The organism is Candidatus Binatia bacterium (assembly GCA_036504975.1).
GTDB lineage: Bacteria > Desulfobacterota > Binatia > UBA9968 > UBA9968 > JAJPJQ01.
Map to the genome: position 1 here is coordinate 1 of DASXUF010000005.1, position 22,830 is coordinate 22,830.

At 57.9% G+C, this 22,830-nt stretch carries 21 protein-coding genes; 5 read left to right on the forward strand and 16 right to left on the reverse strand.

Annotation, left to right across the window (positions count from 1 at the left end; all coding sequences use genetic code 11):
- Positions 1–178: 178 nt before the first annotated feature.
- The 15 genes from VGL70_00325 to VGL70_00395 form a co-directional block, all read right to left on the reverse strand.
- Positions 179–1,402 carry an outer membrane beta-barrel protein gene (locus tag VGL70_00325; GenBank protein HEY3301957.1) on the reverse strand — a complete coding sequence of 408 codons (1,224 nt, stop codon included), beginning with the start codon at positions 1,400–1,402 and terminating at the stop codon, positions 179–181.
- A 296-nt stretch (positions 1,403–1,698) separates the two neighbouring features.
- Entirely contained in the window at positions 1,699–3,846 is a 2,148-nt protein-coding gene (locus VGL70_00330; protein ID HEY3301958.1) for a nitrate reductase, read from the reverse strand.
- 22 nt (positions 3,847–3,868) lie between these two features.
- The gene (locus tag VGL70_00335) at positions 3,869–5,083 is read right to left on the reverse strand and encodes a nitrate/nitrite transporter (GenBank protein HEY3301959.1); all 1,215 of its coding nucleotides are present in this window, start codon (positions 5,081–5,083) and stop codon (positions 3,869–3,871) included.
- 10 nt (positions 5,084–5,093) lie between these two features.
- Positions 5,094–7,037 (reverse strand): Rieske 2Fe-2S domain-containing protein, encoded by a 1,944-nt coding sequence (locus VGL70_00340; GenBank protein ID HEY3301960.1) that lies wholly within the window; start codon positions 7,035–7,037, stop codon positions 5,094–5,096.
- A gap of 55 nt (positions 7,038–7,092) precedes the next feature.
- Entirely contained in the window at positions 7,093–7,284 is a 192-nt protein-coding gene (locus tag VGL70_00345) for a hypothetical protein (GenBank protein HEY3301961.1), read from the reverse strand.
- A 213-nt stretch (positions 7,285–7,497) separates the two neighbouring features.
- On the reverse strand, positions 7,498–7,971 hold the full coding sequence (gene cynS / locus VGL70_00350; GenBank protein HEY3301962.1) for a cyanase: 474 nt from the start codon (positions 7,969–7,971) through the stop codon (positions 7,498–7,500).
- Between the two features lie 29 nt (positions 7,972–8,000).
- Positions 8,001–8,855 carry an ABC transporter ATP-binding protein gene (locus tag VGL70_00355; GenBank protein HEY3301963.1) on the reverse strand — a complete coding sequence of 285 codons (855 nt, stop codon included), beginning with the start codon at positions 8,853–8,855 and terminating at the stop codon, positions 8,001–8,003.
- 2 nt (positions 8,856–8,857) lie between these two features.
- Positions 8,858–9,667 (reverse strand): nitrate ABC transporter permease, encoded by an 810-nt coding sequence (gene ntrB / locus VGL70_00360; GenBank protein HEY3301964.1) that lies wholly within the window; start codon positions 9,665–9,667, stop codon positions 8,858–8,860.
- Between the two features lie 2 nt (positions 9,668–9,669).
- Positions 9,670–10,974: a CmpA/NrtA family ABC transporter substrate-binding protein gene (locus tag VGL70_00365; GenBank protein HEY3301965.1), complete on the reverse strand. Its 1,305-nt coding sequence runs from the start codon at positions 10,972–10,974 to the stop codon at positions 9,670–9,672.
- Positions 10,975–11,104: 130 nt separating this feature from the next.
- Positions 11,105–11,686 carry a response regulator gene (locus VGL70_00370; GenBank protein HEY3301966.1) on the reverse strand — a complete coding sequence of 194 codons (582 nt, stop codon included), beginning with the start codon at positions 11,684–11,686 and terminating at the stop codon, positions 11,105–11,107.
- 126 nt (positions 11,687–11,812) lie between these two features.
- Positions 11,813–13,618, reverse strand: a complete 1,806-nt coding sequence (locus VGL70_00375; protein HEY3301967.1) for an ammonium transporter — start codon at positions 13,616–13,618, stop codon at positions 11,813–11,815.
- 27 nt (positions 13,619–13,645) lie between these two features.
- Positions 13,646–13,984 (reverse strand): P-II family nitrogen regulator, encoded by a 339-nt coding sequence (locus tag VGL70_00380; GenBank protein HEY3301968.1) that lies wholly within the window; start codon positions 13,982–13,984, stop codon positions 13,646–13,648.
- A 218-nt stretch (positions 13,985–14,202) separates the two neighbouring features.
- Positions 14,203–15,246: a DUF1646 family protein gene (locus VGL70_00385; GenBank protein HEY3301969.1), complete on the reverse strand. Its 1,044-nt coding sequence runs from the start codon at positions 15,244–15,246 to the stop codon at positions 14,203–14,205.
- An 80-nt stretch (positions 15,247–15,326) separates the two neighbouring features.
- Complete coding sequence (locus tag VGL70_00390; GenBank protein HEY3301970.1) at positions 15,327–16,133, reverse strand: carbon-nitrogen hydrolase family protein; 807 nt, start codon at positions 16,131–16,133, stop codon at positions 15,327–15,329.
- Between the two features lie 19 nt (positions 16,134–16,152).
- The gene (locus tag VGL70_00395; GenBank protein HEY3301971.1) at positions 16,153–16,989 is read right to left on the reverse strand and encodes a universal stress protein; all 837 of its coding nucleotides are present in this window, start codon (positions 16,987–16,989) and stop codon (positions 16,153–16,155) included.
- Between the two features lie 123 nt (positions 16,990–17,112).
- On the opposite strand from VGL70_00395, the gene VGL70_00400 reads away from it, so the two are divergent.
- Positions 17,113–17,370: a hypothetical protein gene (locus VGL70_00400; GenBank protein HEY3301972.1), complete on the forward strand. Its 258-nt coding sequence runs from the start codon at positions 17,113–17,115 to the stop codon at positions 17,368–17,370.
- On the opposite strand, the gene VGL70_00405 is transcribed toward VGL70_00400, so the two are convergent.
- Positions 17,359–18,042, reverse strand: coding sequence for a metal-dependent transcriptional regulator (locus VGL70_00405; protein ID HEY3301973.1), 684 nt, complete (start codon positions 18,040–18,042; stop codon positions 17,359–17,361). The genes VGL70_00400 and VGL70_00405 overlap by 12 nt on opposite strands.
- Positions 18,043–18,209: 167 nt before the next feature.
- On the opposite strand from VGL70_00405, the gene VGL70_00410 reads away from it, so the two are divergent.
- The 4 genes from VGL70_00410 to VGL70_00425 are packed head-to-tail and all read left to right on the forward strand — an operon-like array spanning position 18,210 to position 22,591.
- Positions 18,210–19,124: a phosphate/phosphite/phosphonate ABC transporter substrate-binding protein gene (locus VGL70_00410; protein ID HEY3301974.1), complete on the forward strand. Its 915-nt coding sequence runs from the start codon at positions 18,210–18,212 to the stop codon at positions 19,122–19,124.
- Complete coding sequence (locus tag VGL70_00415) at positions 19,121–19,852, forward strand: ATP-binding cassette domain-containing protein (protein ID HEY3301975.1); 732 nt, start codon at positions 19,121–19,123, stop codon at positions 19,850–19,852. The genes VGL70_00410 and VGL70_00415 overlap by 4 nt, the downstream gene beginning before the upstream one ends.
- Before the next feature lie 9 nt (positions 19,853–19,861).
- The gene (phnE, locus tag VGL70_00420) at positions 19,862–20,626 is read left to right on the forward strand and encodes a phosphonate ABC transporter, permease protein PhnE (protein HEY3301976.1); all 765 of its coding nucleotides are present in this window, start codon (positions 19,862–19,864) and stop codon (positions 20,624–20,626) included.
- A gap of 9 nt (positions 20,627–20,635) precedes the next feature.
- Positions 20,636–22,591 (forward strand): cytochrome c/FTR1 family iron permease, encoded by a 1,956-nt coding sequence (locus VGL70_00425; protein ID HEY3301977.1) that lies wholly within the window; start codon positions 20,636–20,638, stop codon positions 22,589–22,591.
- The last annotated feature ends 239 nt before the right edge of the window (positions 22,592–22,830 follow it).

Genomic DNA, 22,830 nt, shown 5'->3' on the forward strand with positions numbered 1-22,830 from the left:
AGAGGCCGGCTCAAAATTCCTCGTACAGAGCCGGACCCGCTGCTTTCTTCCTCGATCATGTGCGATATAAACAGGCGAGACTGTTTTAAGCTGCTGGAAAATAACAGTGGCTCGCCGAGGAGGAAAAGTCAATTCTCCTCAGGAGCCACTGCGCTGGGCGGGAAATTTGAGAAACTAATCAGAAGCCGTAGATCGCCTGCAAAGCGAAAGTCGTCTGGGCGCTGTCGGCGTTCGCGCGGCCTTTTTTAAAGACGGCCTGATCGGCCCAATCTTGACGAATTTCCGCCCGGCCGAGAAGCTTGGCCGTGAATTTATAGGCCGCCGTCAGCGTGATCTCGCCCAGGTCGGCGTCGTTGACGCCGGTCCGGGCGCCTTTGCTGTCCCTGAAGTACTCCGCCCTGATGGCCGTGTTGAAGCGATCGGTCCAGCCATAGGAGAGGATCCCGGCAAAGGCGTTCCACCATGCGTTCCTGACACCGAGAGGCGTCAGCGCGTCCTTCTCGTAACCCATCGTGTATTCGAGATACATCGTCACGGGATCGATCGGCTTCAGCGTGGCGACATTGCTCCAAACCACCCGGGTGCCGCCGTTAAAGGTCGGGGCATTGATGGCCCCTATCCATTCTTTGCCGACGATAATATTGCTCGCCAGCGCGAAAGCGTCGACGGGAGTAAAATTGACGCCGCCCAAAAACGACGGCGAATTGTTGTTGTCGGCGGGATTGTCCCAGCCGGTAACCAGTCCGGCGCTGGCGCTGAAACTTTTTAGAAACGGGTAGGTGAAAAGCGTGCCGAGGTGCGTCAAAGGCACGGCAAAATTAAACGCGTAGGAACGGGAGATGTTATCGTTGTACGCTCCCGGTGCGAGCAAGATTTCCGTTCCGAGCGGCGTCACGAATTTTCCGGCCTTCACTTGAAGTCCCTCGCCTATGGGAATCGTCGCGGTGAGGAACGCTTCGCGCAGTTCGGCGGAAGGTTCCTGATGAAGTCTGGGGCCCCACAACGTCGCCTCGCGGAGCAATTCCCCGGAGCGACCGAAATCGCCGACAATCTTGAAGCCGATGCCCCAGTCCTTCTCCGGCTTTTCGATGGTGAGGTTGAAAGCGTTGAAGACGACTTTGTTATGGTCTTTGTCGAAATACCTGCCGCTGATGCTAGCCGGATTTTTCGGATGGTTGGAGCTATAGGTGTAGCTCGTGTCAAAAAACCCGCTGATGCCGATGCCCAGCGCCTTTTCGATATTCCCCTTGCCTTCCGCAATCCCCTTGTCGAGCAAGCCGACACTGCCGTCCAGGCTCAGCAACCCTGGCTCAAGCGGCTTCGGCTCATCGGCAAAAGATGGAGCCGCTGTAGACAACGACAACGCCATCGCCCAGACCGCCCACATAACATTCTTCTTCATCTGAACACCCCTCCCTCAGATAAGATGTCGGCCAATCCGCCTATCAACGATTAACAGACTTCCGATAAAAGAAAAGGCACCTATACAAAATAACCAGGCGCCCTTGCCTATTTTTACGCGGTTCTGAAGGCCTCATCGCCTTCGACCGTTGATTAGAACGCAACTTCTATGCCCGGCGAACCTACCTTAAAAGTCTAATAACTGCAACAGTTTTTACTTTCGTCTGGGGAAAACATGCCGCCTCTTTAAGCAGGCTCAGCCTACAGGTTAGGCATGGTGGGAACGGCCTGCGGCACTCACATGTCACCCTCTAGGAAATTTGACATTTTTCTCACCCTTACCGCGCATGCTTTGAGCTCCGGTTGCCTGGAGAGGGGGTCTCTGGCGGTCACGGTCAGGTTGTTCGCCGCCTTATAAAAGCCAAACTGTCTGCCCCAGTGAAAGGGCATGAAACAAGTCCCCGGCCGGGTCTCGGCGGTCACGCGGACCTGAACTACCGCCTTCCCCCGCCGGGAAACGATTTCGACAAAATCGGCGTCGACGATGGCGCAATTTTTTGCGTCCAACGGGTTCATCTCCAGGTACGGCTCTGGACACATTTTCCTGAGCGCCTCGACTTTGCCGGTTCGGGTCATGGTGTGCCACTGATTCTTCACTCGTCCCGTCGTAAGAATATGCGGATAGTCTTTGTCCGGCGGCTCGAACGGCTCCTGGTGATCGACGGCGATAAAGTTCGCCCGGCCGTTTGAATCAGGAAAGCTGAAATCGGCATAGAGTCTTTCCGTGCCCGGATGAGCCTCGGCCGGACAGGGCCATTGGAGCGGGCCTTTTTTTAGACGGTCGTAAGTCACACCCGAATAATCGCACATCGTCCCGCGCGTAAGCCGAGCAAACTCGGCGAAAATTTCTTCGGCCGACTCGTACGGAAAAGCCGCTTCAAACCCCAGCTCGCGCGCGAAGCGAGTGAGGATTTTCCAATCCGGCAGCGCTTCGCCCGGCGCATCGACGAGCTTCGGCATGTAAGTGATCCGCCGCTCCGAGTTGGTCATCACGCCCTCTTTCTCCGACCACTGCGCGGCGGGCAAAAGAACGTGGGCAAACTGCGTCGTCCCGGACGGATGATAGGCGTCCTGCACGACGACCAGCTCGGCCTTTCTCAGCGCCTTCTCGATAAAATCGATATCCGGCGCGGAAGCGGCCGGATTGGTGCACATGATCCAGACCGCCTTGACCTCTCCCTGCTCCATGGCTTCGAAGAGGTCGAGAGCCGAAAGGCCGGCCGCCGGCGACAGCCGTTCGGCGGGAATTCCCCAAAAGCGCGCGACTTCCGCGCGATGAATCGGGTTGGAAACCTCGCGGTAACCGGGGAGAAGCTGGGACATGCCGCCGACCTCGCGGCCGCCCATGGCGTTGGGCTGGCCCGTCAGGGAAAACGGGCCGCAGCCGGGCTTGCCGATTTTTCCCGTCGCGAGATGGAGGTTGTGAATGGCGTTGTTCTTGCTGACGCCCACCGTGCTCTGATTCACCCCCATGCTCCAGAGGGTGAGCGCCCGTTCCGATTTCCCGAAGATCATCGCGGCTTCTTCTATAAGGCACGCCGGGACGCCGCATATTTTTTCCGCGACCGCGGGCGGATACTTCTCCGCCATCGCAATCGTATCGGCAAACCCTTTCGTATGTTTCATGACGAAGCCGAGATCGATCAGCTCTTCGTTGATCAGCACGCAAAGCATGCTATTCAAGAGCGCGATGTCCGTGCCGGGCCGAATCGGCAGGTGAAGATCGGCGAAGTCGGCGGTCTCCGTCCGGCGCGGGTCGACCGCAATCACCACGACGCCGTCGGGGTCCTGCATCTTTCTGCGCTTGATCCTTTTGAAGACGACGGGATGGCAGTCGGCGGTATTGGTGCCGATGAGCAGAAAGCAATCCGCCAGGTCGAGGTCGGCGTAGGAGGCCGGCGGGCCGTCGGAACCGAGGGAAGTCTTGTAGCCGGCCACCGCCGACGCCATGCAGAGGCGGGAATTGGTGTCGAAGTTATTGGTCCCGAGAAAACCTTTCGCGAGCTTGTTGCCGACGTAATATTCTTCGGTCGTAAGCTGCCCCGAGCCATAGAAAGCGACCGCGTTCGGCCCGTGCTCGGCGATAATTTCGCGAAACCTACGGGCGAGAAACTTGAGCGCCGCGTCCCAGGAAACGCGGGTGAAAGGTCCGTCCTGGCAACGGCGCATCTGAGGGTAGAGCAAGCGATCCGGCGTCTTCAAACTCTCCGGCAGATAGACCGCCTTGGCGCAGAGGTCGCCCAGACTCGACGGATGATCTGGATCGCCTTTGATTCTTGCGACGGCGCCATCCTTCAGCCAGGCAAGAAGGCCGCAGCCCACGCCGCAGTAAGGGCAATAGGATTTCACCCAGCGCTCAACGTTACCGTTTTTGACTCTTTCCATCCGCTCTTTCTCTCAGGCCCGGTCAGAACGCGACGCCGACTTTTTCCTGCGCCCAGTCGCGCCGCCAATCTCTCTGGACATAGGCGAGCAAAGCTAGGCAGAACAGAGTTGCCGCCGCCAAAAAAACAAACCCGGCGGCGTAGGATCCCGTGAATTCTTTGGAGAGGCCGAGGAGAAAAGGAAGTAGAAAACCTCCCAAGCCGCCGGCGGCGCCGACCAACCCGGTCACGACGCCGATTTCATTTTTGAAGCGCTGCGGAACAATTTGGAACACAGCGCCGTTTCCCATGCCGAGCACACCCATGCCCGCGAACAACAACGTCGTAGCCCATGACAGCGGCGGGAGCCGGCTGAGAAGCAGAACGACCCCGGCAACGAGCGCATACAAAGCCATCAACACCCGAATGCCGCCGAGGCGGTCCGCTAACAGTCCGCCCAGCGGACGGAAAAAACTTCCGGCGCAAACGCAAAGCGCAGTGAGACCTCCGGACGCCACTTTGCTCACTCCGTATTGGTCGTGAAAAAAAACCGGCAGAAAGCTCGCCAGACCGACGAAGCCGCCGAACGTTACCATGTAGAAAAGGCTGAACCACCAAGTATCGGCCTCTTTAAGCACCGCGAGGTATGCGGAGAATCTTTGCAAAGGCTGCCGCGTCGTCTGTTCTTTGGCGGCTAAACAAAATATGGCCAGAGTGAGAAGAACCGGCAGAGTGGCGACGCCGAAGACCGCATGCCAGCCCAATCGTTCAGCGAGACGCGGCGCGAGCAGCGCGGCGATCACCGTGCCGCTGTTGCCGGCGCCGGCGATGCCCATGACCAATCCCTGATAGCGCGCCGGATAGCAGCGGCTCGCCATGGGCAGCGCGACGGCAAAGCTTGCGCCCGCGATGCCGAGCATCAAACCGATGAAAAGCATCTGCTCTACGCTTCCACCTCCGAGCCAGGCCCAGAGAAGAGGAATCAAAGTCAGCGCCAACCCGACCGATCCCGATTTCTTGGGCCCGAAAAAATCGGCCGCCAAGCCAAGCGGAAGGCGGAGAAGCGAGCCGCCTAAAATCGGCGCCGCCACCAACAAGCCTTTTTCCGCGGCAGTGAGCGAAAAATCTTCCGCGATGTAAACTCCCAGAGCGCCGACCATGACCCAAACCATGAAGCTCACGTCGAAGTAAAGAAAAGCGCTGATGAGCGTCCCGAAGTGGCCGGCCTGGAAAAACTTCTTGATGTCTCCTCGTCGCATTCGATTCCTTTCATTCCGTTATAGTGAAGCCGTTGCCTTCGGCGACGAGTTTAAATATTTTCGCCTTGAGCTTGGGGTCCGTCGAGCACGCGCCGGTTTTGAGAGCAAACTTGTACCCGTGCAGCGGGCAGACGACCTCGCCGCCTTCGAGCCAGCCTTTGGATAACTGACCGCCCTCGTGCGGGCAGATGTTTTGGATCGCATAGACTTTTCCGTTGTGCTTGAAGACGGCCATTTCCTCTCCTTTCACGCGGATCATCTTCGCCGCGCCTTCGGGAATGTCGTCCGGGCGGATCACCGGGCGCGCCGGCTTTTTGACTTCCGCCGGAGCGGCGAATTCGGCCGGAGGTTGGGACATCTTCCAGAGCTGCTGGCGCATGGTTTTGAACGCGCCGTGGCGCACGAGTCCCGAGAGCGCCGCCGGAAGATCGACGCACGGCACGTCTTCCATGATCTTGATCGGAGCGTTCGGCTCCGGCCCCGCGGCGCCGGCGGTGAAGACGTCCACCGCCTCAACGACTTCGCCGTTGAGCTTGATGTTTTTTCCGAGCAGGCCGATGTCGGCGACGGCGTGGTTGCCGCATCCCGCCGGGCAACCCGACCAACGAATGGAAACCGGCTTGGTCTTCCCGAGCCGCTGCTCCAACTCACGTGCGGTCTTGAGCGCCAACTCCTTCGTTTCGATCAAGGCGAAGTGGCAGTAGTCCATGCCCGTGCAACTCACGAGGCCGCGCATGATCTCCGACGGATCATAGCGGAGCTCCTTCAACAGCGGCTCGGCGGTGAGCGCGCCGATCTTTTCGTCCGGCACGTTGGGGATGATGAGATTCTGCTCGACGGTGATGCGAACTTCGCCGCTGCCGTAAGTCTCGGCCAGGCGTGCGACTTCGAGCATCTCATCTGTCGTGATGCGCCCGACCGGCACGGCGAGGCCGACGTAGTTGAGCCCCGGCTGTTTTTGGCGAAAGATGCCGACGTGATCCGTGTGCTGCTTCATCCGTTCGTCCTTGCCCGCCTGGACGAGCGGTTGGTCGGCTCGGCGCTCGAGCTCGCGGCGAAATTTTCCCACGCCCCAGTCTTCGATCAGGAATGCCAGGCGCGCCTTGGCGCGCGACTCGCGAAAACCATGATCGCGGAAAATAAAAACGATCAGGCCGCAAATCTCCGGCGCCTCTTCCGGCGTGACGAAGAGATCGAGCGGCGAGGCGATACGGTAGCCGCCCGAGGCCATCTTGCCGCCGACAGCGACGTTGAAACCTTTCACCTCCACGCCGTCGATGATCTTGCTCGCGGGCGTGAGCGCGATGTCCTGCGACTCGCCGTGCGTGCAGTTCTCCCGGCAGCCGGTGATCGCGACGTTGAACTTCCGCGGCAGGTTCGTGTACGCCTTGTTGCCGACGAACATGTCGGTGAACGCGCGTGCGACCGGGGACGCGTCGAAGAGTTCGTTGGGCGTGATCCCGGCCGCGGGACAGCCGACGACGTTCCGGATGTTATCCATGCCGGTCTGGAGCGAGACGAGTCCCACGTCCTTGAGCCGAGCCCAGATCTCCGGCACGTCCTCGATCGCGAACCAGCGGAGCTGCATCTGCTGGCGCGTCGTGATGTCGGCGAAGCCTTTGCCGAATTTGCCGCTGATTCCTCCTATGGTACGGAGCTGCGCGGCATTCGTGATGCCGTTGGGGATGCGGATGCGCATCATGAAGCGGCCGGGAGTCTGCTTGCGAAAAAAAATTCCGGTCCACTTGAGCCGCTCGCGATCGCCGTCGCTGATCGCCTCCCATCCTTCTTCCGCGTAGCGCGGAATGTCGTGAAGAACGTCGAGGCCGTCTTTTTCTCTCTTGTATTCTTCGATCTTGTTCATGTCGTTTGCCGAAAAAAACGAAGGCGCCTGAACTCTCCCGAGCCAGGCGCCCTTGCCGTAACTTTCGGTCGCCGCGCCGCAACCGAACATTTCCCCTGCTATCAAGTTTTTGGCGTTGTCAGCCTCCCTTCAACTCCCTTTGCGATCATCCTCGCGGCGTGTCCACGGTAACTGCGCGACTTCCGAACTCCCTCAGCTCAAACGATTTGGCCAGCTCGAGCACGGGGATATCCGGGATTTCCTCGTCCTCCCTGTCGCCGAAGACGTCTTCGAGAAAAATGATGTTGTCGAATATTTTCTGCGCTACCGATCTTGCATGCGTCATCACCGCGGCCATGTTCGTTCTCCTTTCCCTAAAAACAAAAGCGCTTCATCGTTTCCGATGAGCGCCTTTGCTCGTGAAGCTTCGCTGCCTGAGTGCTAGTGGAGCAAGCGTTATGCCAGTGCCGTTTCTATGAAATCCGGGGCATTTTCGCGCACTCCTTGTTCGATGCGTTGCTGCGATGCCTACTTTTCAATCAGCTCCTGCCCAGGGACTATGCGGATAGAATCACCACTTTCTATAGGAGAGAAACTTGCCGTTGAGGGTGATGACGACCCGGTCGCCTTTGGGATCGGGTTTTTTCTGTATGTCCATTTCGAAATCGATCGCGCTGAGAATACCGTCGCCGAACATCTCGTGGATGAGCGCCTTCATCGTCGGGCCGTAAACTTGAATCAGCTCGTAGAATCTATAGATCGTCGGATCGACCGGCACGGCGGTGTCGAGAGAGCCGCGCATGGGAATTTCCTGCAGCGCCGCCGCCACGGCGCCGACCGCGTCTTCGCCGAGGCCGAGCACCTTGACCGCTTTTTCCGCCTCGTCTTTCGACAGCGGATGCTGCCCCATCAGCGCGGCCGTGGTCCATACCTTGTCCCGGCCCACCGCCCGCGCGATCTCTTCGAACGTCAGGCCTTTGAGTTTTTTCGCCGCGAGCACCTGAGCCGTGGCTTCTTCACGGGTTATGACTGTTTGAACCGCCATTGGAACAACCTCCCCGTCATGGATTTTTTTTAGGCGTCTAGAATAAGGCTTGCTCGGCAGTCAACCGAGCTTGGTTCGACCGCCGACTTGCTCTCCTCTTGAATTTTCTTCGAGCGCTCGATTAAGAAGTCGAGAACATGTCTCCTGATCCGGCCATATTCCGGCTCCTCGATCAGCGTCTCGCGTGTGCGCGGTCGCGGGATCGGAACCTCGATGATCTCGGCCAATCTCGCCTCCGGACCGTTCGTCATCAGCGCGATTCTGTCCGAGAGTAGAATCGCTTCGTCGACGTCGTGCGTGACCATAAAGACCGTGTTCTTGGTCGCCGTCCACATGCGGACGAGCTCTTCTTGGATCGCGCCGCGGGTCAGCGCGTCAATCTGCGCGAACGGCTCGTCGAGGAGCAAGACCTTCGGCTGCACGGCGAAGGCGCGCGCCAGGCCCACCCGCTGGCGCATGCCGCCGGAAAGCGCCGCCGGCCTCTTCTGTTCGGAACCCGTGAGGCCGACCATGTCGATATATTGCTGCACGTACTTGGCGACGCGCTCGCGCGGCCAATCGGGATAGGCCGCGCGCACGGCGATGCGGATGTTTTCGAACACGGTCATCCACGGCATGAGGGAGAAATTTTGAAACACGACCATGCGATCCAGCCCGGGAGTGGTCACCTCTTTGCCGTCGAGTATGATACCGCCGTCGTTGGCGCTCTCGAATCCGGCGATGATATTGAGCAGAGTCGTCTTGCCGCAGCCCGAGTGGCCCACCATGGTGACAAATTCTCCTCTCTCGATGCGGAAGTTGACGTCGCGAAAGACGCAGACGTTGCCATGGCCGTTGGAGCCGGGAAAGTACTTGGAGACGGCTTCGATTTGAAGAAAAGCCATGCCTACTCCGCGTAGCTCAATTTTTTTGCCAGGCGCGCGAAGCCCGCGTCCAGCAGCACTCCCACGGAGCCGATCGTGAGGATGGCGAAGATCACGCTGGTGAGCTGCAGGTTGTTCCACTCGTTCCAAACGAAGTAGCCGATGCCGGTGCCACCGATCAGCATCTCGGCCGCGACCACGGCGATCCAGGCGCCGCCGATCGAGATCCTGAGCCCGGCGACGATCGCCGGCGCCGCCGCCGGCAAGATTACCTTGAAAAAACGGCTGAGCCAGGAAAGCTGGAGCAAGGCGGAGACGTTCAAGTAGTCGCGCTTGATGCTGCCGACGCCGAAAGCGGTGTTCGCGAGGGTCGGCCAGATCGACGACATGAACACGACCATCATCGCGGCCCAGGCCGAGTTCTTGATGGTGTAGAGAAAGAGCGGCATCCACGCCAATGGCGAGATCGGCCGCAGGATCTGGATATATGGATTGACCGCCCGGTAAAGCGTCGGCGAAAGGCCGAGGACGACGCCCAAAAAAATCGCCACGATCGAAGCCGCGGCATAGCCGGCAGCCAGACGGCCGAGGCTGTAGAAAAGCTGGATGCCGATGCCCTTGTCGTTGGGTCCTCGATCGTAAAATGGATTCGAAATCATCTCCCAGGCTCGCTCGGCCACGGCGACAGGTCCCGGCAGCCCTTCGGTTCTGCCGCCGACCGACGGCTTGGTGCCCGCCTGCCAGAAGAAAAGAAAGACCAAAAGGAAAACCAGCGACGCCAGCCAGACTTTCTGGCGCTCTTTCGTTTTCGTCATCGTTCTTGTGCCGTTCATATTTACGCCCGGCGAATGGCGAAGGACTTGACGTAATCTTCCGGCTTGGCGGGATCGAAGATCTTGGTCTTGCCCAGCAAGAAGTTATGTTTGGTCGAATTCTGGGCCGCCGTCTTGTAACCCAGCGAGTTCATCACCTCGCGGCAGCCCGATGCAAGGTAAACCTCTTCGGCGATCTTCTGGTAGTTCACATCGCCTTTGATATATCCCCAGCGCTTCATCTGGGTGAGAATCCAGATCGCCATGGAATGATATGGGAACGGGTCGAAGTCGATCCGGTCGGGGACCTTGCGCACGTTGCCGAGTCCATCGGGAAACTCGCCGGTCAAGACTTGCTCCACGACCTCGACGGGCTGGTTCAAGAAGTTCCGCGGCGCGATCGCTTTGGCGATTTCTTTCCGGTTGGCGGGGTTGTGCGCGTACTGCGTCGCTTCTACGATCGCCTTGAAGAGCGCCTGAAACGTGTTGGGATATTTTTCCGAAAAATCTTTACGCGCGGCGAACGCGCAGCAGGGATGTCCCGGCCAGATGTCTTTGCTCAGCATGAAGATGAAGCCTGCCTCTTCGAAGACGGCTCTTTGATTGAACGGGTCCGGCGCGAGGTAGCCGTCGACGTTCTCGGCCTTCAAGTTCGCGACCATCTCCGGCGGCGGGATGACGCGGATCTGGACGTCCTTGTCGGGATCGACGCCGCCCTCGGCGAGAAAGTAGCGCAGCAAGAAATTGTGCATCGAGTAGTCGAACGGCACACAGAACTTGAAGCCTTTCATCTCTGCGGCGCTCTTGACGCCCTTGTGCTTTTTATGCAGCGTGATCGCTTGGCCGTTGATGTTTTCCACCGCCGGCATGACAAACGGCACCGTCTGCGAGCCCACGCCCATCGTGAAGGCGAGCGGCATCGGCGTCAGCATGTGGGTCGCGTCGGTCTCGCGGTTGATCGCGAGATCGCGGATCATCGCCCAGCCCGACGCTTTGTAAACCTGCGCGTCCAAGCCGTGCTTTTTGTAGAAGCCCATCGGCTCGGCCATGATGATCGGAGTGGCGCAGGTGATCGGGATGAAGCCGACTTTGAGATCTTTCTTTTCGATCGGACCAGTTTTCTCCTGCGCCAGCGCCTTGGCGGCCGAGAGAGGAAAAACTTGATTGAGAATCGCCAGCACCGTGCCGGTGCCGGCCAGACGGAGAAATTCGCGGCGTCTTAAGTCGCCCCCGAAGACGGCTTGTTCGACGGCACGCTCGACGGCCCGGTCGAGCGCTGTTTCCGTCGCGGAAGAGTTCGTCTTTTTCGAATCCTTACTTCTTGGCATCGCGTCTCCTTGGGCTCGCGTGAAATAGAAAAGCGCTTCATCCCCGAGGGGAATCGGCGCCTTTGCCTGGCCAGCGATATCGACGATGATATCGCGGCTCCGAATATTTGATCCAGGTTGCGCTAGGCTTTTACTTTCTTATCTCTTCCGTCAGGATGATCGCCTGGGCGATCTCCGCCATGGGCTTTCTCAAGTCCATGCTCTTTTTTTGGATCAGCGAAAAAGCTTCCGGCTCGGATAGACCCTGTTGTTTCATCAAGACGCCCTTCGCCCGCTCGATCGCCTTGCGCGCCTCCAACGTCTTCTTGAGGTCCTCGTTTTCTTTTCTGAGCGAGTTAAATTCCTCGAAGCGCGAGATCGCCAGCTCCGTCGTGGGAAGAAGCTCCTCTTCTCTCAGCGGTTTCAGCAGATAGGCCATCACGCCGGCTTCCTTGGCCCGCTCGATCGTCTCGGCATCGTAGTGGCTCGTGAGCAGAACGATGGGCAGCGGGTTTTCCTCCATGATGGTCTCTGCCGCGCTGATGCCGTCGATATCCGGTAGCCCTACGGACATGAGAACGGCATCGGGATCGGTCGTCTGCGTCAGTTTGAGCGCGCCCTTGCCGCTCGCCCCCTCGCCGACGACTCCAAACCCTTTCTCGTTCAAAGCCTTGACCAGGAAAGCTCTGGAGGGAAGGTGGTCGTCTATCACCAGCACCTTCCTCTTTTTCATGTCGTAGCTCGATGCCTCTCTTCCGTGTTACTTTTGCAGGTGAAAATCCGCGCGATAAACAGGAACCCAAATGCGCCACTCTCTACGCTGACTCGCGTCGGTCCTTTTTCGAAGCCTCGGACGCCGTTAGTCCGCCAGAACCTTTTTCCCGTGAACATCGAGTACTGGAGATGCCGCAGCGCCCGCGCCGAGTCCACTCACGCCTACCCCGGAAGGATGAATCTGGAAGTCAGGATAACCGAGCACGCCCATTTCGGGACCGTCGAGGCCCTCGACCTCGGTCTCCGCGCTGACGCGGAGCGGCGTGATGAGATCGCTGACCTTAAACCAAGCGTAGGCCATGACGAAGCCGAACACGGCCACAACCACGCAATCGATGGCCTGCATGATGAATTGCGAGAAGTCGCCGTATAGCAGACCGCGAACGCCGTCCGCGCCGTAGGTCTTGACCATTGCCTCCCGGACCACGCCGTTCCATCCCGCGCCATAGGCTCCGTTGGCGAATATGCCGACCGAGAGCACTCCCCACAGACCGTTCGTACCGTGAACCGAGATCGCGCCGACTGGATCGTCGACTCCCCGCGCCTCCAAGAAGAACACGCTAAGCACGACTAGCACGCCCGCGACCGCGCCGATGAGCGCCGCCGCCCATGGATCAACAAACGCGCACGGTGCTGTGATCGCAACAAGACCGGCCAGCATACCGTTGCACATCATCGTGGAATCTGGCTTCAGCCCCTTGGCCCAAAGCGTGAACATGGCGAAGATGGCGCCCGTGAAGCTCGCGAGCATCGTATTAACGACCACGTAGCTGATCCGGAGATCCGTGCCTGCGAGCGTGGACCCCGGATTGAACCCAAACCAACCGAACGCGAGGATAAAGGTCCCGGTCACGACCATGGGCACGCTGTGCCCCGTTATGGCCTGCGGCCTGCCGTGCGAATCGTACTTACCGAGACGCGGTCCAATCACGATCGCTCCGGCAAGGGCGATCGCTCCTCCCATAGCATGCACGACACCCGAACCGGCAAAGTCAACTGCCCCATGGCCGAGGCCCCAATTAATCCCGCCCTGCGCCAGCCACCCTCCACCCCACACCCAGTTTGCAAATAAACAATACGGCAACGCCACCCAGAGGCCGTACAATACGAAGTTCTTCCACGACCAGCGCTCGGCCATCGCTCCCGTCGGGATCGTCGCCGTGGTGTCCATAAAGACCATCATGAAGAAAAAGAGCACCATCACGCTCACATCGCCGACCACGCTGCTGAGAAAAAAACCCTTCGTTCCCAAAAGCCCGTAGGTAAAAGCCCCGGTCGCTTTGCCCGCGGCGTCGACCGCCGCGCCGAGTCCGATGCCTTCGTTGAGCAGCGACAGTCCGGGACCAAGCGAGGGATACCAGCCCGGCGGCACGGGGCCGTTCCACCAGTTTCCCCATCCAATAGCAAAGCCGTAGATGAAGAACGCGATGCCGCCTAGCGGGTAAATCATTAAATTCATCGCCGCCGTGTGGGAGCTATTCTTCGCGCGGCAGAGGCCGGTCTCGACGAGCATGAATCCGGCCTGCATGAACATGACCAGGAAGCCGGCGACCAGCGCCCAGACGAAGTTGATCGAGTAGAGATTGTGCGCGATGCGGTCGTATAGGTCGCCGGGTTTCAGTTGATCGGGAACGTCGCCCTTGCCGTCGCCAGCGGGCGTCGCCCACGTGCCCGAGGCTGCGCCCGTTGGGTCCGGCCAGGCCGGCGGTTTCTTTGGGTCGTCGCTCGTGGCCGTGAAGTATGTCGGCAGCTTCGGCGCCGGCTCAGCCGGTGCCGTGGCCGCCGGCACGTCAGGCTTGGCCTCTTCACCAAAAACGGCAGGCGCTATCAACATCCAGGCGCTGACCGCTGAGATAAAAAGAAATAACCCCATCGTTTTTCTTGTGCTCATGCTCTCTCTCCCCTCTCGTTAGTCTGGCTAGATCGCATCCGCGCCTTTTTCTCCGGTGCGGATGCGGATGACCTCCTCCGCCGGAGTGATAAATATCTTGCCGTCGCCGATCTTTCCCGTGCGCGCGGTTTGAAGGATCGCGTCGACGACTTGCGAGGCCTTTTCATCGGGCACGAGAATCTGAATTTTTACCTTGGGCAAAAAATCGACCGAGTATTCCGCCCCGCGATAAAGCTCGGTGTGGCCCTTCTGCCTTCCGAAGCCCTTTACTTCGGTGATAGTCATTCCCTGAATGCCCACCTTGGTGAGCGCCTCCTTCACTTCGTCGAGCTTGAAAGGCTTGATGATGGCCTCGATCTGCTTCATAAGATCACCTCGCAAACGGTTGAAGATGCAAAACGGAAAACGATCATGAGAACCCTACGCAAAGCGCATGCCGCGATGCTTCGCCGGCGCAAAAGAACAATTTGCGCTTAGAACTGGATGAGTTGAACCGTGAAAGATAAAAAAGCTGGCCGTTTATTCGAGAGGAATTGCTCAGTGTTTAAGCAGCTCGCCTAAATCCTGAGCAGAGGGATAAATCTCTAAACCCAGCCGAAGATCAAGAGGAACATCGTCAGCACCATCATGACAAAACCCAACGGCACTCCGAGCCGAGCCCACTCCGTGCTTTTGATCTTGAGCGCGTGGGCCGAGATGATGTTGGGGATATTGCCGGGGATCAGCATGCCGCCGGCGATCAAGAGGCCCAGAAGCGCGCTCTTGATCTGAGTTTCACTCAAGGCGGGGCCGATCTCGGCGGCAGCCAAGGTGGCATTATCGAGAATGGCGGAGACGATGTTGACCCAGAAGAGAACTAAGGAAGATACATCGACGAGGTACATGTCGATCAGCGGTTTGAATCCCGCGCCGAGGAAAATCAGCGCCATGACGAAGACGTAAACCTTGAAGCCGCGCAGGAAGACCCCACCGATGCCTCCTTCTTCCGCTTTGCCGGACAGGGTTGGTTTCGTATCCGCGGGCCACGGCCGGACCAAAAAGGCGCCAACAACTCCCAACAACGCGACGGCGACAAAGACGTAAACACCCAGCAGATTCATAAGATAAAAAAACGTGGCGTGATGCGGCGGGCCGCTCAACTTGGATACCGCGATGGTGGAGAGCGGCTCCCCCAAAGGGGTGAGCGCCGCGCCGAGACCTATGGCGAAGCAGGTGATGATGGTGAGATTGACTTCGGCCTGACGATGCAAGCGGAGGACGTTGACAAACTCCACCAGAAGGAGCGCGGCGATGATAGCGGAGATGATGCTTGAGAGCAGTCCTAAAAAGACGATGCCGAAAAAAACGACGCCGGCCAGCGGGGCTCTCTTCAGCACCGTTTGCATGGCTCGATCGATGCTCTTCCTTAGATAATGAAAGAGCAGGCCCGCGACAAGAACGGCGAGCGTGATCTCGATCGGCGCGATGAATCCCTCCTTTACCAAAGCGAAACTCCAAGCATGCGAAACCGTTCCGCTCACAATTCCCATAACGAGAAGAAACGCTTCCAGGTTCCCTTCGATCCTCCGGTTGAGGAAGGGACCGAGAAGCACGATCGTAAAAATGAGAGTCAAGGCTACAATCGGCATGGTCGTGTGCCTATCCGCAAAGTGCGTGCCATTGGAATCATGAGTTCAAGCTGTGCCGATGACCGGATCGCGCCGATCGCTCAAGAAAGTTTGCGATGGGCCAAGGCTGGAAGCTCTCTCCGCACTTTGGCGAGATAGGCGAGATCGACTTCCGCCGTGATGACGGCGGGCATGTCGGGCGCGCGCGCGATGATCCTTCCCCAAGGATCGACGATCATCGAATTGCCGTAGGTCGCGAAGCTTTTCGGATTGTGGCCGATTTGATCCGGTGCGATGATGTAAACCTGGTTCTCGATGGCGCGGGCGCGTAACAGCGGCTCCCAGTGCGCTTCGCCGGTCAGTGCCGTGAAGGCAGCCGGCACAAAAATCACTTGGGCGCCCTTATCGACAAGCGCGCGATAAAGTTCCGGGAAGCGCAGGTCGTAGCAGATCGTAAGTCCCATCCGGCCGAACTCCGTGTCAGCCGTGACGACTTCCTCCCCGTGCTGGCGCGTCTCAGACTCCAAAGTCGTTACGCCCCGCTCGATCGCGACATCGAAGAGATGGATTTTGCGGTAGCACCCGAGCTGGCGGCCGTCCGGACCGAAGAAGAGACTCGTATTATAGGACTTCTGTACTTCCGGAATGTCCTCCAGAAAAGATCCGGCAAGGAGGTAGATGCCGAGATCGCGCGCCAGGCCGGCCATGAGACCGGCGGTCCGGCCGGACAGCGGCTCGGCCTTTTTTTTCTCCTCCGTCTTGTCGCCGCGCCAGTTGAACACCTCGGGGAGCGCGACGACTTTGGCGCCGCGCGACGCCGCTTCGCGAACCCCGGCTTCGGCCGCCCGCAGGTTAGTCTCCTTATCGTCGGAGGCGAGCATCTGGATCGCCGCGGCCGTGAACTTCATTCCACTCCAATCCCCCGCGCTAACGGTTGAGGAAAACCGGGCACGGACTTTTCCGGAGCACGTATTCCGTCGTGCTTCCCAGCACCATTTCTATGATCCGACGATGGCCGTACGCCCCGATGAAGAGCAGGTCATAATTAAAGTTGACCAAATAGTCCACAATCTTTTGTTCCGGGTAACCGCGGGCGAGCTCGTAGCGCGCCTCGATTTCATAAGATCCCAAGTACGAGCGCGCCCTTTGAAGCACCTGCTCGCCCATTTTTTCCTCTTTCGGAATATGAAGGACGGTGAGAGGCAACCGCAGCCGGGTGCAGAACTCCGCGGCGGACTCCATCGCCGAGCTGGCCCTCTGGCTGCCATCGTAGGCTAGCAAAGGCCGCTCGATCGCCTTAAAGATTTTCGTGGACACGAAAACCGGACGGGGCGACCGCCGGGTTACGTTCTCGGCCGTCCCTCCCAGCAGCCCGGTGGAAAATTCTTCATTGATGCCGCGGTGACCGAGCACGACCAGATCGGCCGTCTTGGCGCGCTCGCAGATCTCATTGGGAATGATTCCCATGTCCAGGAAGGTTTCATGGCGCACTCCCTTCTGCGTGCAGCGCCGACTGAATTCGTCGAGAATAGCCTTGCCTCTCTCTTCCAGCACCTCGCGCATTTTCGTGGAAAAATCCAAATAGGGCTCGAACCCCAAAGAGCCCGAGATATCGTGGAAGAAGGTCCCCTCGATCGAGACCATGTCGATGACGTGCTGGCCGAAGAGAGTGCCGCCCAGCTTTTCCGTCATCCAAAGCGCGTACTCAAGGGCCGCTCTGGAATGATCCGAACCATCGAGAGGAACCAAGATATTCTTGATCATGCTTCCCTCCGGATGCCTCCGCCGCCGTTTCGGGGACAACATAGCAAGGCGCCGGTTTTTTGCAAGGAGTGAATTTTCGGTTTACATGAGCGTAGGAATCAGCGATAATGTTTTCGGAGACACATGAAAGCGCTGAAGAAAACCAAAAACGACGCCGCCCTGCAAGAGTTGATGGCGGCGGCCGGCCGGATGAATATAGAGGTCAGAACCGAAAGGTTATTGAGAGAGGTCGGCTATCACGCGCGCAGCGGGAGATGCCGGTTAAAGGGACAGGATCTCATCATCCTAGACCGCGACGCACCGCTGCCGGACCAGGTAGAGTTCCTGGCCGCCGAGCTGGAGGAGAGAAGATCGGCGAGTACTGCAAAATCATCCAGATAACTTGGAAGTCTCAACTCGTATTTTTTTTGCCGCCTCGATACCGAGAGAAAACTCGTCTTTCCCCACCCTGAGGCTCATGATTCCGAGCGAAGGGGCCACCTCCAGGACCTGAATCTTCGCGCCGGGAAAAAGTTGGTGGTCTTGCATGAATCCAAGCAGCCTGGCATCTCTTTCACCGCCTTCGGTGATGCGTTCCATGACAACTTCTTTTCCCCCCGCCACCTGATTTAACGGCATTTCCTTCCGACGAGAACCGGCGCCCTGGCCCGGTATGAGATTTCCGTGGGGGCAGGTGCTCGGATGACGCAGAAGCTTCGTCAGTTTCTCTTCCACCTCCGCCGAGATCGCGTGTTCCAGGCGATGCGCTTCTTGATGCGCCTTGACCCAATCCATGCCCAGGATATCGGTCAGCAACCTTTCCGTAAGAAAATGACGCCGCAGGATTCCTTCAGCCACCTTTTTTCCTTTGGCCGTCAGGTGAATCTCTTTGCGCTGCTCGACGGTTAGATAGCCCTGGCTCTCCAGCCGCCGGAGCGTCATGACCATCGTCGAGGGAGAAACCCCCATCTCGTCGGCTACCCGTGCCGCGATCACTGGCTGAATTTCCTCTCCCAGGACAAAGATCGTCCTCAAATAATCCTCCGCGGTCGGCGTAATCTTGGAATTGTCCATGTCTTGACAAGCTTTTTCTGTTAGTGTATGCGAATATTCTTAGTTCAGTCGATAAAACTAAATTGCTGAACCGAACTCAAGATATGCATTACATCGATGATCTTATTTGAGTCGGCCGGCGAGGTCAAGAGAGGTGAATCATGGGTCGTTTATTAGGAAGCGCTAAAATGGCTGGTCTTCTGGCAGCGGCGCTCTTTGTTTTCGTTGGGCCGCAAAAACTGCCCGCTGAGGAGCGGGTGGTGATCGCGATCCAACCGACGCTCTCCAGCGACGAGATGTTGACCAAATCCAAACCGCTGCAGCAGTTCCTCGAGCAGAGTCTTGGAGGAAAGACCAAAGTAGAGATTTATGTTCCGACCAGCTTTGCAGCCGTAGTCGAGTCTTTGCGTTTTGGTCATGCGCACGTTGCGTTCATGTCGGCATGGCCAGCCCAATTGGCCGCGCAGTTGGGCGGCGCCGAGGTCGCCTTGGCGGAAGTGCGGCAGGTGCTACACGGGAAAGACAAGGTTGAGGCGCCTTATTATTTTTCCTACTGGGTGGTGCCGTCCAATTCACCGCACCAGAGCCTGCATTCTTTGAAAGGCAAGACGGTTTGTTTTCCAAGTCCGATTTCGACCTCCGGCTATGTGGCGCCGATGGGCCGTCTGGCAGAGTTGAACCTTTTGCAGACACCGGAGGGTAAGGAGGCGGATCCAAAAACGTTCTTTAAGGAAGTTATCTTTGGCGGCGGTTACGCGCAGTGCTGGCAGGCGCTGAAACAAGGACAGGTGGACGTAACCATCATCGCCGGCGACGTTCCGGAGAAGCTCTATAACGAAGTGCTCGGCTCGACGCGCGTGCTTGAGCAGCAGGGGCCGATTCCTTCCCATGCCGTCGTCGTAAGCAAAGAACTCAAGGATCCGCTCCGCGCAAAAGTCATTCAAGCCATAGAAAAATTGAGCCAGCCGGAGCACAGGGACATGATGCGTTCTTTCATCTCGAGCCTCTTCGTCGGATTCAAGCCGACGACGACCGCTGAACACCTGGGACCTCTGACGCGCTACTTGAAATTGGCGCGTCTCAAATACACGGAGCGCTTGTGAGCGAAACCACCGGCATCGAACCAGCGCTTCGGGCCAAAGGCGTCTCTTTCGCTTACAATGACGAGGAGTGGGTCTTAAAAGATATTTCTCTAGACCTGCCCCGAGGCAAGCTCACCATGCTCATGGGGCCCTCGGGGTCCGGAAAAACCACCCTTCTCAAAGTGCTGGCAGGAATCATCAAACCGCAGCACGGACAGGTTGCAGTGCTGAATCATGCGATTGAGCAACAGAACCAAAGAAAGCTCAGCTCGCTTATCGGTTACATTCCCCAGCAACTGGGGCTCGTCCGGAATTTGACCGCCATGGAGAACGTCCTGATGGGCGCTTTGGGACGCTGCGGGCACGCGAAAGCCTTGTTGGGGATTTTCCCTGGCTATGAAATAGAACAGGCCCAAGCGGCGCTCGATTTGATGGGGATCGGCCATAAAGGATCCGAAACCGTTTTTCGCATGAGCGGCGGGGAGCGCCAGCGGGTTGCGATCGCGCGGACGTTATTGCAGCGGCCGCAGGTCGTGCTGGCCGACGAGTTTGTCTCCGATCTCGATCTCGCGTTGGCGTCGGAGATATTGGGCCGTATGCGCCGCGCCGCGGCGCAAGAACAAATCACCTTCCTCATGAGCATGCATCGGGTGGGGTTACGCGATTTCGGCGACCACATTCTGACCCTGAGCAACGGACAGGTCGCGCTCGGTTCTACAAACAGCCCTCAGTCGGAATCTTCAAGTTGAGATCCCATCGTGAGAACAAACCTCCTGGTTTCGTCGGTCCTTATTTTTCTTTTAGGGATCGTACTGGCGGACTTCGGTTTTTTCGACGGAGCGCGGATGCTGAGGGGCTTGCGAAATCTGGGCATCTTGACGTCGGAGATGATTCCTCCGGACGCCAGCGTGCTTCCGGTCGCCGGAATGGCCCTCTGGGAAACGGTGCAAATGTCGTTCGCCGGAACCCTATTGGGCTTTCTCGCTTCCCTCCCGTTAAGCGTCCTGGGCACACGGCACTTATTTTCACCTATAATATCCGGCGCCGCTCGTTTTGTCGCCGCCACGATCCGAACCATTCCTGTGCTGTTGTGGGCGATCATTTTCGTGATTCTGGTCGGTCTCGGCCCGTTGGCGGGCACTCTCGGCATCGGCGCCTACACCGTAGGCTATCTCGCCAAAATATACGCGGACCTTTTCGAGGGAACCGACCCCGAGGTTATCGAAGCGGTGCAAAGTACCGGCGCTTCCAAACTCCACCTGGTGCGCTTCGTCTTCCTTCCCGAAGGCGCCAATGCGATTTTAACCCAACTTCTTTTCATGCTGGAATATAATGTTCGCGCTTCTTCCATCCTAGGCTTTGTCGGCGCGGGCGGCATCGGCTTCGTCATGCAAGTCTACCTGCAAACTTTAGAATATCGGCGCTTAGCCACCGTGTTGCTTTTGATTCTGCTCGTGGTTCTAACGATGGACGGGCTGAGCGCCTGGTTGCGACGGCGGTTCCTTCTTACGACGAGGTCCTAGAGAACCGGCATGATCCTTCCTGCGGCAAACCTAAGCCGTCTCCTTGTTGTCTCGTGTTTGCTTCTTGCCCCGCACCTTGCCCTGGCCGCGGAGGAAGCGAGAAAACTCGTAACCGTCGTGGATTACATCGGCGGCGACTACAAAAACGCCGTGCAGGCAGGGAAAGTGATTCATCCAGAGGAATATCGGGAGATGAAAGAGTTCTCTCAAAGAAGCCTGGAGCTCGCGAAGCAGCTCAAGGCGGGAGAGAAGAGAGATATCGAACAAAACGTGAAAAAGCTCGCGGTCCTGATCGATCGGAAGGCGGACGAGAAAGCGGTGGCTGATTTATCGAGGGATATCAAAGAAAAGCTTATCAAAACTTATAAGATCGTCACCTATCCTCGGACCCTACCATCCCTGCAGGCAGGGAAAACCGTGTTCATTCAGAACTGCGCTCAATGCCACGGCGAGGACGGCAAGGGCGACGAGCCGGGCCGCGCGACGATGAACCCGAAAGAGCCGGCGCCGACGGATTTTACTGATCCGAACGTTATGAACGGACTTTCTCCTTTCAAAGCGTTCAACATCATTTCCTTTGGAGTCGAAGGAACCGCCATGCCGAACTTTTCCGCGCTCACCGAGGAGGAACGCTGGCAGGCGGCCTTTTATGTTTTATCGCTTCGATTTACCGCTGAAGAAGCCGCGCAAGGTGCCGCTCTTATTTCAACCGCGAAGGTTCCAGCCGAGCTGCAACATGTCGAACCGTTGTCGACGTCCACGGATGCGGAGCTGACAGAAAAACTGAAACCTTTGTTTCAGGAGAACCAATCACGCCGGGTTCTAGCGTATCTCAGACGAGGAATTTTGGAGCAACAACAAAACCAAGCTCCCTTGATCGCGGCACGGACGCTCCTGGCGGAGGCGATGGCCTTCTACGAAAAAAACGAAAAGGACAAGGCTTATCAAAGAGCCGTCGACGCCTACCTTGACGGTTTGGAGCTCGCCGAGGCGGAACTCTTTGCCAAAGACCTTTCGTTTGGGCACGCCCTGGAGGATCAATTCACCCAGTTCAGGAATGCCATAAGACGCGGCGACAGCATCGCCGAGGTCCGTAGTCTCTATATGCAGATCACCGCCGGATTGGATCGGGCTACGCAGATATTGTCCAGTCATGACACCCTCAACGACAGCTACATTTTCATAAATGCGCTGCTCATCATCTTACGGGAAGGCTTGGAAGTGGCTTTGATTTTGGCGGCCATCCTGGCGTCGCTGAAGATCATGGGCGCAACCGAGGCCATGCGTTACATCCACCTGGGTTGGATTCTGGCTATCGCCGCCGGGTTGGTCACCTGGTTTGTAGCTCAATCGTTTCTTTCACTGAGCGGAAAGCATAGGGAAGCGATAGAAGGTTTCACCACACTTGTCGCTGCGGTCGTTCTCTTCTACGTGGGCTACTGGCTACACACGAAGGCCGAAGCCAGGAAGTGGCAACAGTTCATCCGCGACAAGGTTCAAGGGGCGCTCTCGCGACAGCGCCTGCTTGCGCTGGCAGGAGTTTCGTTCGTCGCGACTTATCGAGAAGCCTTCGAAGTGGTGCTTTTTTACCAAGCGCTCTGGCTCCAAAGCGCCGCCAACCCAAAGCCGGTGGTTTCGGGATTTGCCGCGGGCGCCGCCGTGCTGTGCCTGGTAACGATCGTTCTTTTTAAACTCGGATTAAAGATACCCATCAACTATTTCTTCGGTACGACGGGCATCTTGCTCTATCTGCTGGCGCTCGTCTTTGCCGGGCAAGGCGTACGGGAACTTCAGGCCACGGGCTGGTTCAGCGTGACCCCGCTCCGCTTTCCGCCGCAGATCAGCGCGCTGGGAATTTATCCGACCGTGGAGACTCTCGCGGCCCAAGCCTTAGTGCTCCTGGCGTTGATTGCCATGACTCTCCGGGCGTATCGAGAACACGGGGGCGAGGTCAAAGGAACCTGATCGTGGAGCACCGCGCCGGAAAAAAGAATTGGAGCAGCCGTGGAGCGGAGAAACCCTTGCGCTGTCTCTGCGGCAGCCTTTTGGCGCGGCTGGTTGCGGACGGCGTAGAACTCAAATGCCGCAAGTGCAAACGTCAGATCGTCGTTCCTTTGCTAGACGAGAACGATTCCGCGAAGAGTGAAGTTATGTGGAAGTAAGCTGACCCTATTTGAAATTTTTTGAGAGGCCGGAGGTCTTGA